This is a genomic window from Mesorhizobium sp. M0019, assembly GCF_040323975.1.
In the GTDB taxonomy this organism is placed as follows: Bacteria; Pseudomonadota; Alphaproteobacteria; order Rhizobiales; family Rhizobiaceae; genus Mesorhizobium.
In genome coordinates, this window is record NZ_JAMYVK010000026.1 from 27,171 (window position 1) to 42,106 (window position 14,936).

A 14,936-nucleotide genomic window follows, 5' to 3' on the forward strand; every position below is an offset into this window, starting at 1 on the left:
CGTATTTCCTCTCTATTCGTTTATTTCGGCTCGGCGACATTCGGTTGGATAAAAGCCACCGCGATGCAAATTGCCGTCGTCAACACGACCAGGATCGACGAGATCGCCGCCAGGACCGGGGAGATTTCCCACTGGATGGAACTGTACATCTTCACCGGAAGCGTGGGATTGGATCCCTTGCCGATAAACCAGGCCACCACGACTTCGTCGAATGACAGCAGAAACGCGAAGAACGCGCTGGAAACAATTGCTGTCCGAAGTCCGGGCAGTACCACCTGCAGGAAGATGCGCAATGTCCCGGCGCCGAGCACGCTGGACGCCACTTCGACATTCTGGTCCAACTGGTTCAATGCAGCCCCCACGGTCAGAAGCACGAACGGGCCGACCAAGACCGCGTGAGCGAGGATCAATCCCATCTTCGTGCCGTTGATGCCAAGCCACAGGAAGTAGAGATAGAGCCCCAGGGCGAGCACGATGGTGGGAATGAAGATCGGACTCAAGGCCAGGAACCGCGTGAGCCCGATCAAAGGTTTGCGGCGCGCCAGCGCATAACTTGCCGGCACACCGAGCAGGATGGCCAGTGTCGTAGCGCCGAGCGCTATCTGCAGGCTGTTCCAGCTGGCCGCGAGCCATCCTTTTGTCGGATCCAGCATCTCGCGGTATAGGCTCAAACCCCATTGCCGCGGCGGGAACATAAGCTCGCTGCCCTGTCCGAACGACATCGGAATGACGATGAGTGTCGGGAGCACCAGGAAAGCGTAGATGACCCACGCCACCGCAGAAGAAATGGTAGAGCCGGGATTGCGTATGGACACTGAAAACCTCCCTATCCTCTTGCCATGCGGTAGAGGCCGCCAATCAGTTTCTGGAGGACGATCACAAGTCCGGCCAACACCAGCAGGGTGACGGCTATGGCACAGGCCATGGGCCAATCGAGCGCCTCGCGAATGTAGAAGTCGACCATGTTCGCCATCATCAGATCCCCACGCCCTCCAAGCAGCGACGGCGTGACGAAACTTCCCATCGCGATCACGCCGACCATGATCGCGCCGGCAATGACCGCAGGCATTGTCTGAGGGAACACAATCGACCAGAAGATGCGGAAACGGCTCGCCCCCATGACCTCGGCGGCGATCGGCAGATTGGGGTCTTGTGCCCTGAGCGCGCTCAGGATGGGAAAGACTGCAAATGGCAAAAGCCAATGGGAAAGACCGATATAGACACCAACGCGATTGAAGAGCATGGGGAGTTTGTAGCTGTCCCCCAGAACGGTTGCGATCGCGGTGTTGATGATACCGTTCGTTCCCAAAATGACCGTGAATGCAAAGCTTTTGACGAGAATGCTTGTCCAAAACGGCAACATGACCATCGTGATATAGACCGCTCGCCGTCGTGGCGAACAACGCGACAGGTGCAGCGCCACGAAGTAGCCCATCGTTACAGAGATCACAGCTGAGAAGAACCCGATCTCAATCGTGTTGCGCAGCACTCTTTGGAAAAGTGGCTGCGTCAGTATGTCTTTATAGTATGACAAGCTCCATCCGTGCTCGCCAAAGCTGGTGAGCACAACGAACAAAAATGGCGGCACGAGTATTAGGCCGAGCAAAACCGCGAAGGGAATGAGGAGCGAGGCTTCCCTCGCCCCCCTCAGTCTTGAGCCTAAACCGCGTCGCCACGCCAAAGGCGTTACTGCCTGGACCATGGCCACGACCTCTGCGACATCGACCTCACGTCGCGAGCCATTCCTTGAAACGTCGAACCAGTTCGATTTGTCTGTCGAGCCACCAGCTGTCGTTGAGGACAACGTTGGCGGGATTCTTCACGTCCGGAAGTCTTGCGATGACCTCGGGCTTGACCAGCGGGAACGCAGCCTTGACGACAGGAATTGCGTTGTAGGCCTCGCTGAATTGGGCCTGGCGCTCCGGGTTGAGGTAGTAGGCTATGAACTTCATAGCATTGTCGATCCGCGGCGATCCTTTGAGAACAGCGAGGTATTCCGTGAGGATGAGCGCTTGGTCGCGCGAGAAATCCACGTCAACGCCTGACTGGCGCGCTTTCTCCACCCGCCCATTGTAGGTGTAACTGAAGTCGATTTCGTTGTTTTGCAACAGACTTATCGTCTGTTGCGTCTGGTCGATCCACTTCGCAACGAATGGCTTCACCTTATCCAGGGACTTGAACCCGCGATCCACGTCTAGCGGATAAAGCGACGCGGGCGCAACACCGTCGGCCAGAAGCGCCATCTCCAACTGTTCGCCCACGAACGTGCGCATGCCACGCCGCCCGGGCAGCGCCTGGCCGTCGAAGAAATCCTTGAACGTTCTCGGGTACTTGTCACCGGCCCTGGACGGTGAATACGCCATCACACCGGCATACTGCATGTAAGGGACCCCGGACTTGCGGGTCGGAAGCGTGAGCTCATCTTGCGAGGGGAAAAGGCCCTTCGGCAGTTCGGCGAACAGATCAGCCTTCTCGCCACCTGCCATCACGTCGCCGGCCAGATCCATGACGTCCCATTCGATCTGGCCCGAGTCGACCTGACCTTTTGCCTTGGCAAGATCAGGACCATTGACGACCTGGACCTGGATGCCGGTCTCGGCCATGAACGGCTTGATGAAGATCTTTTCGGCGACCTCCTGGGCCGCACCGCCCCATCCGACATAGGTGATGGGTTCGGCGGCCACGGTGTAGGTCGCACGCAGAAGCGCCGGGGCGGCGATGCCGGCGCCCGCGAGTTTCAGGAAGGTTCTGCGGCTTGCGAATTTCGGGTTCCGTTTGGTCATAAGTCACCCTCTGCTGGTTCGGATCATCATGGATCTCGGTTGTTTATTCCCCGTGGCTTGATGAGGCCACGGGAATGATCATGCCAACATTGTCCCACATATTCAAGCGCATTTTGTACTGCCTAATTTCAATCAATCCTGACACCACCTATCGATTGTACCACAAAGGCGCCACACCTACGCCGTCGAACTAACGTGGCCGGTACCAGCGCCGCTCTTCTGGCACCCTTAGGGGCGCTGCGGCGCAGGAACGAACTGTTCTCCATGCGTCCGAGCATGAAATGCGATCCATCGCGGAACCGCGCCTCAAAAGAATTGATTTACGATCTCGATTCGGTATTGTACTAGGAGTAGCAGGATAACTTTCCGAAAAAGAGGAGGATTGTACTGTGTCCAATTTGGCATTCCGCGCGAACATCCAAAGACTCGGCGGGCCAGAGGTCATCGAGTGGCTGGAGGAGCCGATACCAGCTCCGGCCCAGGGCGAGGTCACCGTCCGGCATGACACAATCGGCGTCAACTACACCGACATCTACCATCGCACCGGCGAGTATCCGGTTCCGGTCCCAACCGGACTGGGCGTCGAGGCTGCGGGCGTGATCGAGGCGGTTGGCCCCGGCGTCTCCAGTTTCAAGGTGGGGGACCGCGTTGTTTATGGCGGCCGCCCGCTCGGGTCCTACTCGACCGCGCGTACGATGCCGATCGAACGCATGGTCGCCATACCCGACGATATCTCTTCGGAGAAGGCGGCATCGCTGTTGTTCAAGGGCCTGGCCGTCGAATATTTGATCCGTCAATGCTACCCGGTGAAACCCGACGAGACCGTGCTCTTCCACGCCGCAGCGGGTGGAATCGGGCAGATCGCGACCCAGTGGTTGAGCCACATCGGGGCCAAGGTAATCGGCACGGTCAGCTCGAAGGAGAAAGCCGATATCGCGCTTTCCAATGGGTGCGCCCACGCCATCAACTACAAGACCGAGTCGTTTCCCGAGCGGGTGAAGGAGATCACCGGCGGCCGAGGCGTCGACGTGGTCTATGACGCGATCGGAAGGGACACGGTGGAGCAGTCATTCGAGTGTCTGCGGCCGCGCGGAATGCTGGTGAACTACGGAAACACCTCGGGCGCCCCCGCGCCGCTTGACTTCAAGATCCTCCAGCGGAACTCGCTCTACGTCACCCGGCCCTCGATCGCGAATTACGCATCCACGCTCACGCAGATCGAAAAGGCTTCTGTCGTTGTGTTCGACATGATTCGGAAAGGCGTCATCCGATCGAACAACCCGATCCGGTATCCGCTGAAGGACGCGGCCAAGGCACATAGCGACCTCGAGGCCAGAAGGACCACAGGATCGGTGATCCTCGTGCCCTGACCAAGCCCGGCTGTCGACGGCTACGCGGGCCGTCCAGCAAACATGCATGCCCAAATCGGCGGCCTTCATTTCACTGCAACACCGATATCGAGAGGACTACCATGAGCTTAGGAACCGAAGAACAGCGACTTGTCGAGATCGCGCACCGGGTGCTTCCGGCTGGCAACATCGGCAACCTGGACAGCGACATGATCATCGTGGAGGGCCGAGGCGGCCGCGTCCGCGACATCAACGGAAAGGAATACGTGGACTTTTTGCTGGGCTCCGGTCCCATGATGATCGGCCATGGTAATCCTGAAATCACAGCCGCGGTGGCGGACCAGATCGGCCGAGGCACCACATTTTTCGCCAACAACCCCTGGGCCATCGAACTGGCCGACGAGATCGTAAAGGCCGTGCCTTGCGCGGACAAAGTGCGGTTTGCGAACTCGGGGACCGAAGTGGACTTCCTGGCCATGAGGGCGGCGCGCGCTTTCACGGGCCGCACCAAGATCCTGAAGTTCGAGGGTGGCTACCATGGCATGAGCGACTACACGCTCATCAGCCTTTGGAGCACCAGCGTGGGCAACACCGCCCAGGGACAACCGGATTCCGCCGGCATTCCTCAATCGGTTCAAGACGAAATCCTGGTGGCGCCTTACAACGACCTCGCGGCCGCCGAACAGATCATCCGGGAACACAAGGACGAGTTGGCTGGCGTGATCGTGGAGCCGATGCAGCGCCTGTACATGCCGTTGCCCGGTTTTCTGGAAGGACTGCGGGCCATAACAGCAGAACTCGGCATCGTGCTGATCTTCGACGAGGTCGTGACGGGCTTCCGCATGGCGTATGGCGGCGCCCAAGAATTTTTCGGCGTGATTCCCGACCTTTGCACTTTGGGCAAGATAGTCGGAGGCGGCTTCCCGCTCGCCGTCATTGCCGGAAAGGCGGGTATCATGGCGCACTTCGACAAGAAGAAAGTAGGCCCTAAGGGATACCTACCCTATGTTGGGACACTCAACGCCAATCCGATCGCATCGATCGCAGGTCTGACGTCGCTGAAGATTCTTCAGCGCCCCGGAACATATGAGAAGCTCAACGCGACCGGCAACACGATCCGCGCGGCGCTGGACGAGAACATGAAGGCGGCCGGCGTGCCCGCTGTCACGTCCGGCTTCCCGGGCATGTTCGACATCTATTTCACCAACCTCAAGCAGGTCCGGAACTTTCGCGAGAGCCGTGACGTGAACGCCGCGGTCACCGCGAAATTCAGTTCGCTGCTGCAGGAGCGAGGCATTCTGCGAGCCGGGAAGTTTTATATCTCACTTGCTCACGACGAGCGCGACGTCGAGCAGACTGTGACTGCGATCAGGGACGCCGCTCCGATACTCGCCGAGCAGTTGCAGGCCGCCTGACTGTCAAACGCGCAACGCCAACGGACGCAGCGACGCCGCGCCCACTGACCGTACCTCAATCGTCCAACCTAGGAATTAGATCGATGATTCATGAGCTCAGAATCTACCACTGCTTGCCCGGCCGCCTGCCGGCGCTGTTGAAGCGCTTCGAAACCGCTACTCTTGCGATCTGGGATCGTATCGGGATCCGTCAGAAAGGCTTCTGGACGGTTGCCATCGGAGAATCCAGCGCCGCTGTCTACTACCTCCTTGAATGGGAGTCCCTGGCAGAGCTCGAGACAAAACGGGCGATCTTCAACGCCGATCCGGAATGGATAGAAAAGCGTGCGGCGTCAGAAAAAGACGGGCCGATACTGAGCCACGTCCAAAACATCATCCTCAACCCGACGGCATTCTCCGCGATGAAGTGAGTTCGCCGGCCACTGTCCTCTGGTCGCCGCTGAGCGGCCGGAGGTCTTCCTGCGTCCACCTACGCTCTGCCATGGTCAAGACACAAAGTCAGAACCAATCCGGCGAGTGCAAGACATTCACAAACCAGCTTACAGGCCGTTCCCATGGATGGCGGCGGTCACATCGTCGAGGGCAAAGTAGACTGGCACGACGACAATATCGGCCGCGAAGAGCCCGGCCATGAGGTTGTCGTTTGTGGTGCCTTCCGTATCGATCAAGACGACGGAGCGCTCACCGTTGTGAATGGCTGCGGCGTCAAGGATTTCCTGCAGGGTCATCGCGCTCACCAGTTGCAGGCTGTCGGGACGATTGCCAGCGTCACCCAGCATCTGGAACCAGCGGTTCATGTTCTGCCGCCGGTCGCCGTCGACAAGAGTGACCGAATAGCCCCCGATGCAGCGCGACGGATGCGAGGGTGCGCAGCATCGTCGATTTGCCGGTGCCGCCCTTGGGGATCGCAGCGGCAACCCAGGGGCGCGCCGTAAGGGCCCACTCAGGGTGCAATCATTACGCGGCTGCTATCTTCATGCGAGGAATGATCTGCAGGGCTGACCGGAGTGAGGACCGCCCTGATGTTTCCATGTTAACATGGAAATAAGTCTTCAACGGGGCGCGTATAGCGGACTATGGCAGCGTGATCCTCGTGGCTTCAGTAGTTTACCTCGATCATCTCATGGCCGGAAAAGGGCCAACTGAACTCTGCTACCTTAGCACTATGTAAATACCACCGCGAGCGACAATGCCTTGGCCTGGCACCTAACCGACGGCGGGCCTCGCTTCGCAAAGTCGCGAGACCGCCTGTACAGCTCACCTCACCCCTGCCAAGCACCCTCTTTGCGTAGATTATCCATCGTCCGTGAAATGCCTTCGCGCAGGATCGCCACCATGTCGTCGATCTGCTCTCGGCTGATGATCAGTGGCGGCGACATCACGCACATGTTGATCAGCGGCCGCACCAGGAGGCCGAGCTCATGGCAATGGGCGTCGATACGTTTTCCGACATCCTTGTCGAGCTGCAGCGGGTCCTTGCTTTCGCGGTCGGCGACGCATTCGACACACCCCATCAGTCCCAAGCCCCTCACCTCGCCGACCAGCGGCAACTCTTCCAGCGTCTTCAGCTGCGCCTGGAAATAGGGGGCGACCGCCTGCGTATGCGCAAGCACGCTTTCTTCCAGCAAATCGAGGTTTTTCAGCGCCACCGCACAACCGACGGGGTGGCTGGTGTAGGTCAGCCCATGACCGAACATCGCATCGGGATGGTTCGAGCGGCGCAGTTGTTCCAGCAGCCGTTCCGAGATGATGACGCCGCCGAGCGGGAAATAGCCCGAGGTGACGCCCTTAGCGAAAGTGATCATATCGGGATCGATGCCGAAGACCTCGCCCGAGGCGAAGACATGGCCAAGCCGGCCGAAGCCCGTCACCACCTCGTCGGAGACATAGAGGATGTCGTTGTCGCGGCAGATCTCGCGGATGCGCTTGAGATAGCCGTCGGGCGGCACGATGACACCGCCCGAGGCCTGCACGGGCTCACCAACGAAAGCGCCGATTCTGTCGGCGCCGACCCGGGCTGACAAAGAAAACATGCGTTTAGCAGAGCTGTCGAAGTCCCGAATTCCCGCAGGCAGGCACCGGTTTGTGACCCGGCCAGTAGCTGGTTGAAGCTGTTAACCTTCTGTTAACCCAAAACTTTTTGCCGGGGTTGGCCGAATCGGAGCTTAATAGCGCTTATTGAGTAGCTTGACCCCAAAAAGCGCCAATTCAGGTTTGGACGAGAATGAACATCGCCATGCGGCTACCACGCTTCGAGTTCGATGACAAAATCCTCGAGCAAGGTGCCGAGATTTCTCGACGCCTCAATCAGCTCCGCCTGGAGAAGTTTCCTCCCAACGCAACAAAACGCTCCGCTCATTTTCTATGGCTGAGGTCGCCCACTATCTGGGCGTATCGCAGAACAATCTGAAGCGCCTTCATCTCGAAGGCAAAGGGCCTATGCCCGAGCAACAACCATCGGGGCGACGGTCTTACACCGCTGCGCAAATGCTCGACCTGCGACATTTTCTGGATCGGCACGGCAGAACCGAAGTGAAGAAGTACGTTCCGCACCGCAAACCCGGGGACAAGCTCCAGGTGGTTGCTGTCGTCAACTTCAAGGGAGGTAGCGGCAAGACAACGACCGCAGCCCACCTCGCTCAGCACCTAGCTCTGACAGGACATCGTGTTCTCGCAATCGACCTCGACCCACAGGCCTCGCTCTCTGCTCTACACGGCTTCCAGCCGGAACATCTGCCGTATCGCGGCCGATAGGCTCTCGTTGCCCGTGGTTCTCAAAAACAGCGGCCTCGGCGGGCATCATGGAGACGGATCACGTCAGGTCCAAATCGAAATCGACGGTAAGGTGGTTTCGGCAACAATCCAGACCGCGGGGAATGATCGAGGGCATTCCCTTGGTAATCGCCCCACCTACTACACCATTTCTCGACCGATGCGCGGAAAGCCCTGGTTCATTGAGTATGATGACGCGAACGGCGTGCGCCAGAAAAGCTGGTTCAATCTCAACATGCAATAAGCCAAGCCATCACGCAGGACGAGGACTGTGAGGACCACAATTCAGGGAGGTTTGTAGTGTTCAAGGCGCTTCTCTTGTCCACTATGATTATGAGCACAGGCGCAGTGTTGACGGCGGCTGGTCAGAGCGACAAGCCGCGATCAAGCGTGGACAATCCTATGTGGCCCGCTTCACTGAAATGGAACTGCAAGACCGCTGCCAAAATCGTGTGTGAGCGTGATGGCAGTTGCTCAGTGGCTGAGGATCACACCGGATTTGTTCTGAACTACGGCAACAACGAAGCTGAGTTCCCGGCCAGCAATGTCAGGATCAAACGCCACTATCAACAGACGGTGCAGGCAAGCCCTTTGCAGCAGGAAGTTAAAGTCGAACTGGTCGACAACCGCGTTCTATGGCTGACGGCCGTGGATGCCAGCCGCACGTATCTATCTTATGTTCTTATGGAACTTCGATTTCGTTAAACTGAAGCACTACACAAATCTGAACGACGTGCCGTGATGTGGTGCGTGATGGCCCGCGGCCGGGCGCAATCCCGAAGCTGTACGCGAAAATCTCGTGGCGCCAACGATGCTGTCTATGGAATCGCGTCAAATCACCAGTACATACATCGGCTATTTGGGGTTCGCCTCAAGCTTTTCATTCCCAGAAGAATTGCCTCCCAGGTGCGGCTCGATAACCGAAGCTTGGCGATCCTATTCCACATCCGAGATACCTCCTCAGAACATGATCGATAATAGTGTTGCAGGCGCGCCACCGCAATTGCTTACCGCGATCACCTCCGAGAGCGCTCCGAGGATTGCTCATCCCGACGACGTACGTGGCGAGGATCGACCCGCCTGCGCCAATTCGGACGAGCGTGTATCCGGCGCAATCCTGAACCGATCGTGAGCTGAAGCTGCTGGAGGGAGCCCTTCCAACTCGTCACTGACCCCAGACCGATCCTGGCAGCGCGTTGAGCGGGAGGCCATTTTCCTCGACCTGAGGCAGCTCTCCTCCGCGAATATTGACCTGGAGGGCATGCAACATGAGCCTTGGCATCGGCAATGCTCTGTCTCGGGCCTCTCGAGGCCTGATGAACGCACTCCGAGATTGACCGGCGACGTGCTGGTTTGTCTCTTTCTGCTCCGCCACCGAACTCTCCCACAGAGCCTGGCGCCCTCCCTGCCCGTAGTCGTGACCGGTAAAGAGACGGGTCTCGCCGGGTAAGCTCAAAATGTCCTGGATGGACTGCCACAGATCAGCTGCGCTGCCGCCTGGAAAATCGGCGCGGGCGGAGCCGTTATCGGGCATGAAAAGCCTGTCGTGAATGAACGCCGCATCGCCGATGACATACGTGATCGACGCCAAGGTGTGCCCTGGCGAGTGCATGACGCGGGCTTCTAGCTCGCCAATCTTGAACCTATCGTCGTCGCAAAACAGCCGATCCCACTGCGAGCCGTCACACGGGAGATCCGAGAAGTTATAGATCCGTTGCCAGATCCGCTGCACTTGCTTCACGCGCTCGCCGATCGCTGTCGGCACGCCGGTTTTCGCCTTGAGATAGCGCGCGGCCGAAAAGTGATCCGCATGCGGATGGGTGTCCAGGATCCACTCGAGCTTCAAATTGCGGCTGTTGATGTAGTCGAGGATCGCGTCCGCATTTGTCGTTGCTGTCGAGCCAGACTTTTCGTCGAAATCGAGTACGGGGTCGATGATGGCGCATCTTCGTGAACTCGGGCATGCAACGACATATTGGATGCTGCCCGTCCGTGCATCATAGAACCCGGCGACTTCAGGCTGCTGCATGGGCAATGCCCTCGACTGCGGCTCGCGGGAAGAAGATCGCCCGGCCAGGATCGAGGTCGTAGTCATGCTCAAAGTCCGTTGCGTCGGACGCAATCTGCGCCACGGCATCGAGTATGAACTGCACCTTCTCATCCGGCAGCAGAACGCTGAAATTCAGCCGGGTGAACCCCGGCTTTTTCATTTCGTCGCCGGAGAGAATGGCTTGCCTTATTTCCTCGGACTGCTCGTCGTCGATCGACAGCAGTCTGTGCACATACGGGCCGGCACAGGCGCAGCCACCGCGCGCCTGGATCCCGAACCGGTCGCTTAGCATGCGCGTGATCAGCTGCTGGTGGACGTAGCCGTCCTTTCCGTTTTTGACCCGGAAGGAAAAGATCGGAAGCCGCTCAGGATCCGATAGACCGAGGAGCTCCAGCCGCGGCAGGGCTTTCCATGCGCGAAAGGCACGACGCGCCAGCTCGCGATTGCGCGCTGTCATCGCGTCGAGTCCGATCGCATCTTTGACGATGAAGGCCAGCGCGGCTCGTATGTCGCCGATCACGTTCGGCGTGCCGGCTTCCTCGCGGGATTCCAGGCTGTCGCTGTAATCGTGTGTCTTCGGGGAGACAAACTTCACCGTCCCGCCACCTGGCCACGACGGCGTTTTCGTCGAAGGTCCGTCGCGTCGAACGATCAAAATGCCGGAGGCGCCGGGACCCCCGAGGAACTTGTGAGGCGAAACAACTATCGCGTCGATCTGGGCATCAGGGGCCGGCGACATGGAAATCGGCAGGTAAGGACCTGCGCCCGCATAGTCCCAGATCATCTTTGCGCCGGCGGCCTTCACGATCACGGTGATGGCCGCGACATCGCTGGTGATGCCCGTGACGTTCGAGGCCGCGGACATCGAGCATATCGTCAGATCTGACGCCCCCCCGCCAACCGCGTCCTTGAGCTGAGACAGGTCCGGCCCGCCAGACGGATGCTCAGCGATTTCCACGATTTCTGCCCCGCTCTCGCGCCAGGGCAGAATGTTGGAGTGATGCTCATAGGGACCGATAATGATCCGAGCGCGCTTGCCCGCTGCCACGGCTTCAGCGACGCCGAATAGCTTGACGAGGCGGTTGATCCCCGACGTAGCGCCGGAGCCGGTGAAGATCACAGCATGCCGTTCGGTGGCCCCGCAGAATTGACCGATCAGGGCGCGCGCTTCCCGACGCATGCGGGTCATGAAGCCTCCGCAATACGAGGCTTCCGTGTGGCTGTTGGCATAGTATGGGAGGAACTCCTCAAGGACAAAGCGCTCAATCTGGTGCAGTGCGCGGCCGGACGCGACATAGTCGGCGTACACCAGGTCTTTTTGCCCGTAGGGCCCCACGATTTTCGCCGTCGATCCCACAAGCCCGTCCCGGAGGTTGGCGATCACGTCGGCGTTTCTCAGACCCTGGCGGAACTTCGACAGAGGGGTCTCGGTCTGCCTCGTCGTTGGGCGAGCTGCTTGCACGGTCATTCTCCCCGGCTCGGATATTGACTTAGATTGTAACCTGCTCCACGCTCGAAAAATTCACCTATTTCCTGCAATTTTTTGCTGGTGACGTGTCAAATGATCGAAGATCAAAGGAAAATTGATGCATTTGATATGAAGATTTTGACGGCCATGCAGATCGATGCAAGCCTTTCGCAGCGGGATTTGGCGGAGAGGGTCGGCTTGTCCCAGAATGCGTGCTGGCGGCGGATCCAGCGCCTGCAGTCGCTAGGTCTTATCCGCGGCTCGCACAGCAATATCGATCTGCGAGCGCTGGGGCTCGACCTGACGGTTTTCGTAATGGTTCGCACCCGCCACCATTCCAAGGAGTGGAGTGAGGCGTTCCGCGCCCATGTCGAACGGTTGCCGGAGGTGATCGATTTCTATCGGATCGGAGGGGACTGGGACTACCTGATCAAGGTCGTGACACAAGGCATGTCCGGCTACGATGCATTCTACCAGAAGCTGATCACGAACTTCGACCTGGCTACGGTGACAGGCTTCTTTTCCATGGAAGCGATCATCAACAATCGTCCAGTGGATCTGACCAATCTGCGATAATGCGGCGCCTGCTGTTGGACACTTCGCCTTCATCGTCACCAAGCCGTCGACCGTGGCACCCACCAGGGTGAGGTGTCGATTACATGAGCCCGCAGGTTTGGCTGCGAGTTCGCCCAATCAGCTGTTTGCAGGCCTCAACTGAGCCTTGAGTTCCTCCGCCTTTGCTGCGCGGGTCCTGACGACGCTTCGCTCAGGTCCGTACCCTAAGGGCTTGCTCCAGCCTGTCGGCAATCTGGGTGACGATATAGGCAATCACCATGTAGATCACGACGGCAATCACGAAGGCTTCGAGGTAGTAGTAGTTCAGCGCGGCGGTCAGCTGGGACTGGGCGAAGATATCGACAACCTCGATGGCGAATCCGAGAGAAAGCGCCTTCATGATGACCATCATCGAGGTTGTCAGGTCGGGAATTGCCGTGAGAGCCACCTGGGGAAACAGAATCCGCCGGAACAATTGGCCGTTCGTATAGCCAAGGGAATGGGCGGCGTCTGACTGACCGGTGTCAAAGGCGTTCAGGGCTCCTTTGATAATTTCCGATTGGAACGCAGCGATACAGCCTGTCACCGCAATAATAAGGATAACCGAGTTGGGTGTTTCGTGGGCGTTGAAGTTGATCCCGAGCAACGAGAGCAGGAACTGGAATGCCGGGGGCAGACCGAAATAGGCGAGGAAAATCACGATGACCATCGGAACGCCCTTGAAGACGATCTTGTAAGCCATGATGAGCTCTCGCAGCACCGGGACTCGTCTATATTCGACGAGTGCGAAAATGCTGCCGACTATCGTCGACAAGACGAAAATAGTCAGCGCCATTCCAAGCGTTACAGGTACGGCGCCCAGAATTTCCTGGGTGTCCTGGAGCAAAATTTCGGTATCGAACATGGTTTAATGCCCTTTAGGTCAGACGCTGGCGATGGCCGCGTTCTTGATCTGAGCTGTTGTTGTGGCCTCAGGCGCCTGCATCGGCGAGCGAAGCTCGAACAAGTGCACGATGAACCAGGCAATCAGGCACATCAGCGCATAGATGACGGCCAGGACGAGGTATGTTTCGAACTGGTACTGGTTATAGTCGCGCTCCATGATCAAGTGCGCAGTCGCCATCACGTCGGCCGCCCCAATGTACATGACCAGCGCAACGTTATGGATCAGGTAGATGATGGAATTTCCATAGCCGGGCAATGCGAAGTGCACCGCTTGCGGGCCCACGATGCGGGTGATCTTCTGGCGAAAGGTATATCCTAGACTGTCGGCCGCATCATGCTGGCCGCGATCGACGGCCAGGTATGCGGGCCGAAGGACTTCCGACAGATAGCCGCCATGGTAAAAGCTCAGTCCGACCATCGCAGCGATCGTCGGCGAGAAGAAATCTGCGGAGCCGAACAGGGCCACCAATAGGGGGAGCCCGTAGAACGCGACGAACAACTGGAGGACGACGGGAACGCTGCGGGCATAGGACACGTAGAGGTCGGTGAGGTGGCTGACCACTGGTATCCTGCGAATCCGCAATGTTGTCGCAACGAGCGCTAAGCAAAAGCCGACCAACATGGCGGTAAACGTGACAGCGAGCGTCAGCGGCAATGCCGAGAGCAACTCGGGAATCATAGCAGAAACATCCACTTTGAAACGCTCCTTCTTGCAATTCAGCCTTGCCGCTGACGATACCTACTCAGATCACATCATTTCATATACTTGACGATGCCTTCGCCAAACCACTTCTGCGATAGCTTTTCGATCGTGCCGTCGTCTTTTAACTCCTTGAGAACTTTGTTCACGTCATCGACCAGAACCTTGTTTTCATCTGACCTGTGAATAAGCATATAGGTGTTGTTGCTGAAGACCGGTTCGGACGCCACGATGTCGAGCTTCTTTTCATCGATGACGGTCTGCTCACCAAGATTTGAAGGCAGGACCAGCGCGTCGAACTTGCCGTTCTGAACCTCATCCAAACGGTTTGGATACGGGATTCCGGCGCTCGACGCCGTCACGTCAAGCTTGTATTGCGGATTTTCTTTTTGCCAGTTCATGATGAACTTATAGGTTCCGCCGCCAGCCGTGGTCGGAACGATCCTCTTGCCGACCAGATCTTTCATTTCCTTGATGCCGCTGCCCTTTTTGCTGTAGATCTTCATCAGGCTGGCGCCCATGGGGTTTTCCGGAATGAAGAACTGCTTGGCGCGCTCGGGTGACTTGTAGTAACCACCGACCGCGATGTCGTATTTGCCTGTGGCCAGGCCGGTTTCCTGCGCGATGTCGGAGACACCTTCCATTTCGAACTTGTATTGCGGCAGCTTTGCGTTGATCGCCCTCAGTAGATCGGGTTCATAGCCTTGCGGCTCGACGCCGAGCGCGCCCCAAGCCAATGGCTTGGATTCGGCAGAGGTCGCGATCTTGATTGTCCGAACGGTCTGACCATAACTGATCCCTGCTGTCGCAAGGGCAATTGCGATGCCGCCGGCGACGGCCAGGGCATAACGACGCGAAAAACTGGATTTGATTGCAGACATTTCTTGGGTTCCCTTCTT

At 58.1% G+C, this 14,936-nt stretch carries 15 protein-coding genes and 2 pseudogenes; 7 read left to right on the plus strand and 10 right to left on the minus strand.

Annotated features, from left to right (window positions below; all coding sequences use genetic code 11):
* Window positions 1-20 precede the first annotated feature (20 nt).
* The 3 genes from NKK47_RS19200 to NKK47_RS19210 are packed head-to-tail and all read right to left on the minus strand — an operon-like array spanning window position 21 to window position 2,783.
* On the minus strand, window positions 21-815 hold the full coding sequence (locus NKK47_RS19200; protein ID WP_352577899.1) for an ABC transporter permease: 795 nt from the start codon (window positions 813-815) through the stop codon (window positions 21-23).
* An 11-nt stretch (window positions 816-826) separates the two neighbouring features.
* Complete coding sequence (locus NKK47_RS19205; RefSeq protein WP_352577900.1) at window positions 827-1,702, minus strand: ABC transporter permease; 876 nt, start codon at window positions 1,700-1,702, stop codon at window positions 827-829.
* A gap of 25 nt (window positions 1,703-1,727) precedes the next feature.
* Window positions 1,728-2,783 (minus strand): ABC transporter substrate-binding protein, encoded by a 1,056-nt coding sequence (locus NKK47_RS19210; protein WP_352577901.1) that lies wholly within the window; start codon window positions 2,781-2,783, stop codon window positions 1,728-1,730.
* A 389-nt stretch (window positions 2,784-3,172) separates the two neighbouring features.
* Between NKK47_RS19210 and NKK47_RS19215 the strand changes: the two genes are divergently transcribed.
* The 3 genes from NKK47_RS19215 (at window position 3,173) to NKK47_RS19225 (ending at window position 5,957) form a co-directional block, all read left to right on the plus strand.
* Window positions 3,173-4,153, plus strand: coding sequence for a quinone oxidoreductase family protein (locus NKK47_RS19215; protein ID WP_352577902.1), 981 nt, complete (start codon window positions 3,173-3,175; stop codon window positions 4,151-4,153).
* Between the two features lie 101 nt (window positions 4,154-4,254).
* Window positions 4,255-5,547, plus strand: a complete 1,293-nt coding sequence (locus tag NKK47_RS19220; RefSeq protein WP_352577903.1) for an aspartate aminotransferase family protein — start codon at window positions 4,255-4,257, stop codon at window positions 5,545-5,547.
* A gap of 83 nt (window positions 5,548-5,630) precedes the next feature.
* On the plus strand, window positions 5,631-5,957 hold the full coding sequence (locus NKK47_RS19225) for an NIPSNAP family protein (RefSeq protein ID WP_352577904.1): 327 nt from the start codon (window positions 5,631-5,633) through the stop codon (window positions 5,955-5,957).
* 129 nt (window positions 5,958-6,086) lie between these two features.
* Here NKK47_RS19225 and NKK47_RS19230 read toward each other — a convergent pair whose 3' ends face one another.
* Together NKK47_RS19230 and NKK47_RS19235 are read right to left on the minus strand one after the other, a co-directional pair.
* Window positions 6,087-6,344 (minus strand): hypothetical protein, encoded by a 258-nt coding sequence (locus tag NKK47_RS19230; RefSeq protein ID WP_352577905.1) that lies wholly within the window; start codon window positions 6,342-6,344, stop codon window positions 6,087-6,089.
* A 465-nt stretch (window positions 6,345-6,809) separates the two neighbouring features.
* Window positions 6,810-7,565: pseudogene (locus NKK47_RS19235) on the minus strand (aminotransferase class III-fold pyridoxal phosphate-dependent enzyme); the annotation flags it as partial.
* A 206-nt stretch (window positions 7,566-7,771) separates the two neighbouring features.
* Between NKK47_RS19235 and NKK47_RS19240 the strand changes: the two are divergent.
* The 3 genes and pseudogenes from NKK47_RS19240 to NKK47_RS19250 form a co-directional block, all read left to right on the plus strand.
* Window positions 7,772-8,277: pseudogene (locus NKK47_RS19240) on the plus strand (nucleotide-binding protein); the annotation flags it as partial.
* A gap of 31 nt (window positions 8,278-8,308) precedes the next feature.
* Window positions 8,309-8,563 carry a hypothetical protein gene (locus NKK47_RS19245; RefSeq protein WP_352577906.1) on the plus strand — a complete coding sequence of 85 codons (255 nt, stop codon included), beginning with the start codon at window positions 8,309-8,311 and terminating at the stop codon, window positions 8,561-8,563.
* Window positions 8,564-8,619: 56 nt separating this feature from the next.
* Window positions 8,620-9,024: a hypothetical protein gene (locus NKK47_RS19250; protein WP_352577907.1), complete on the plus strand. Its 405-nt coding sequence runs from the start codon at window positions 8,620-8,622 to the stop codon at window positions 9,022-9,024.
* Window positions 9,025-9,484: 460 nt separating this feature from the next.
* Here NKK47_RS19250 and NKK47_RS19255 read toward each other — a convergent pair whose 3' ends face one another.
* Window positions 9,485-10,348 (minus strand): MBL fold metallo-hydrolase, encoded by an 864-nt coding sequence (locus tag NKK47_RS19255; RefSeq protein ID WP_352577908.1) that lies wholly within the window; start codon window positions 10,346-10,348, stop codon window positions 9,485-9,487.
* Window positions 10,335-11,837, minus strand: coding sequence for an aminotransferase class V-fold PLP-dependent enzyme (locus NKK47_RS19260; RefSeq protein WP_352577909.1), 1,503 nt, complete (start codon window positions 11,835-11,837; stop codon window positions 10,335-10,337). The genes NKK47_RS19255 and NKK47_RS19260 overlap by 14 nt, the downstream gene beginning before the upstream one ends.
* A 93-nt stretch (window positions 11,838-11,930) precedes the next feature.
* Here NKK47_RS19260 and NKK47_RS19265 point away from each other — a divergent pair, with 93 nt between their 5' ends.
* Complete coding sequence (locus tag NKK47_RS19265) at window positions 11,931-12,413, plus strand: Lrp/AsnC family transcriptional regulator (protein WP_352577910.1); 483 nt, start codon at window positions 11,931-11,933, stop codon at window positions 12,411-12,413.
* Between the two features lie 190 nt (window positions 12,414-12,603).
* Here NKK47_RS19265 and NKK47_RS19270 read toward each other — a convergent pair whose 3' ends face one another.
* The 3 genes from NKK47_RS19270 to NKK47_RS19280 are packed head-to-tail and all read right to left on the minus strand — an operon-like array spanning window position 12,604 to window position 14,918.
* Window positions 12,604-13,296: an amino acid ABC transporter permease gene (locus NKK47_RS19270; protein ID WP_352577911.1), complete on the minus strand. Its 693-nt coding sequence runs from the start codon at window positions 13,294-13,296 to the stop codon at window positions 12,604-12,606.
* 18 nt (window positions 13,297-13,314) lie between these two features.
* Window positions 13,315-14,031, minus strand: coding sequence for an amino acid ABC transporter permease (locus tag NKK47_RS19275; RefSeq protein WP_352577912.1), 717 nt, complete (start codon window positions 14,029-14,031; stop codon window positions 13,315-13,317).
* A gap of 59 nt (window positions 14,032-14,090) precedes the next feature.
* A complete protein-coding gene (locus tag NKK47_RS19280) occupies window positions 14,091-14,918 on the minus strand; it encodes a transporter substrate-binding domain-containing protein (protein ID WP_352577913.1) in 828 nt (275 codons plus the stop codon).
* Window positions 14,919-14,936: the final 18 nt, after the last annotated feature.

What these genes read in the sequence shown, in the direction of transcription:
- NKK47_RS19260 (WP_352577909.1), bottom strand. Translation starts at nt 11,837, where the DNA reads ATGACCGTGCAAGCAGCTCGCCCAACGACGAGGCAGACCGAGACCCCT.
- NKK47_RS19270 (WP_352577911.1), bottom strand. Translation starts at nt 13,296, where the DNA reads ATGTTCGATACCGAAATTTTGCTCCAGGACACCCAGGAAATTCTGGGC.
- NKK47_RS19255 (WP_352577908.1), bottom strand. Translation starts at nt 10,348, where the DNA reads ATGCAGCAGCCTGAAGTCGCCGGGTTCTATGATGCACGGACGGGCAGC.
- NKK47_RS19225 (WP_352577904.1), top strand. Translation starts at nt 5,631, where the DNA reads ATGATTCATGAGCTCAGAATCTACCACTGCTTGCCCGGCCGCCTGCCG.
- NKK47_RS19220 (WP_352577903.1), top strand. Translation starts at nt 4,255, where the DNA reads ATGAGCTTAGGAACCGAAGAACAGCGACTTGTCGAGATCGCGCACCGG.
- NKK47_RS19280 (WP_352577913.1), bottom strand. Translation starts at nt 14,918, where the DNA reads ATGTCTGCAATCAAATCCAGTTTTTCGCGTCGTTATGCCCTGGCCGTC.
- NKK47_RS19265 (WP_352577910.1), top strand. Translation starts at nt 11,931, where the DNA reads ATGATCGAAGATCAAAGGAAAATTGATGCATTTGATATGAAGATTTTG.
- NKK47_RS19205 (WP_352577900.1), bottom strand. Translation starts at nt 1,702, where the DNA reads ATGGTCCAGGCAGTAACGCCTTTGGCGTGGCGACGCGGTTTAGGCTCA.
- NKK47_RS19230 (WP_352577905.1), bottom strand. Translation starts at nt 6,344, where the DNA reads ATGAACCGCTGGTTCCAGATGCTGGGTGACGCTGGCAATCGTCCCGAC.
- NKK47_RS19210 (WP_352577901.1), bottom strand. Translation starts at nt 2,783, where the DNA reads ATGACCAAACGGAACCCGAAATTCGCAAGCCGCAGAACCTTCCTGAAA.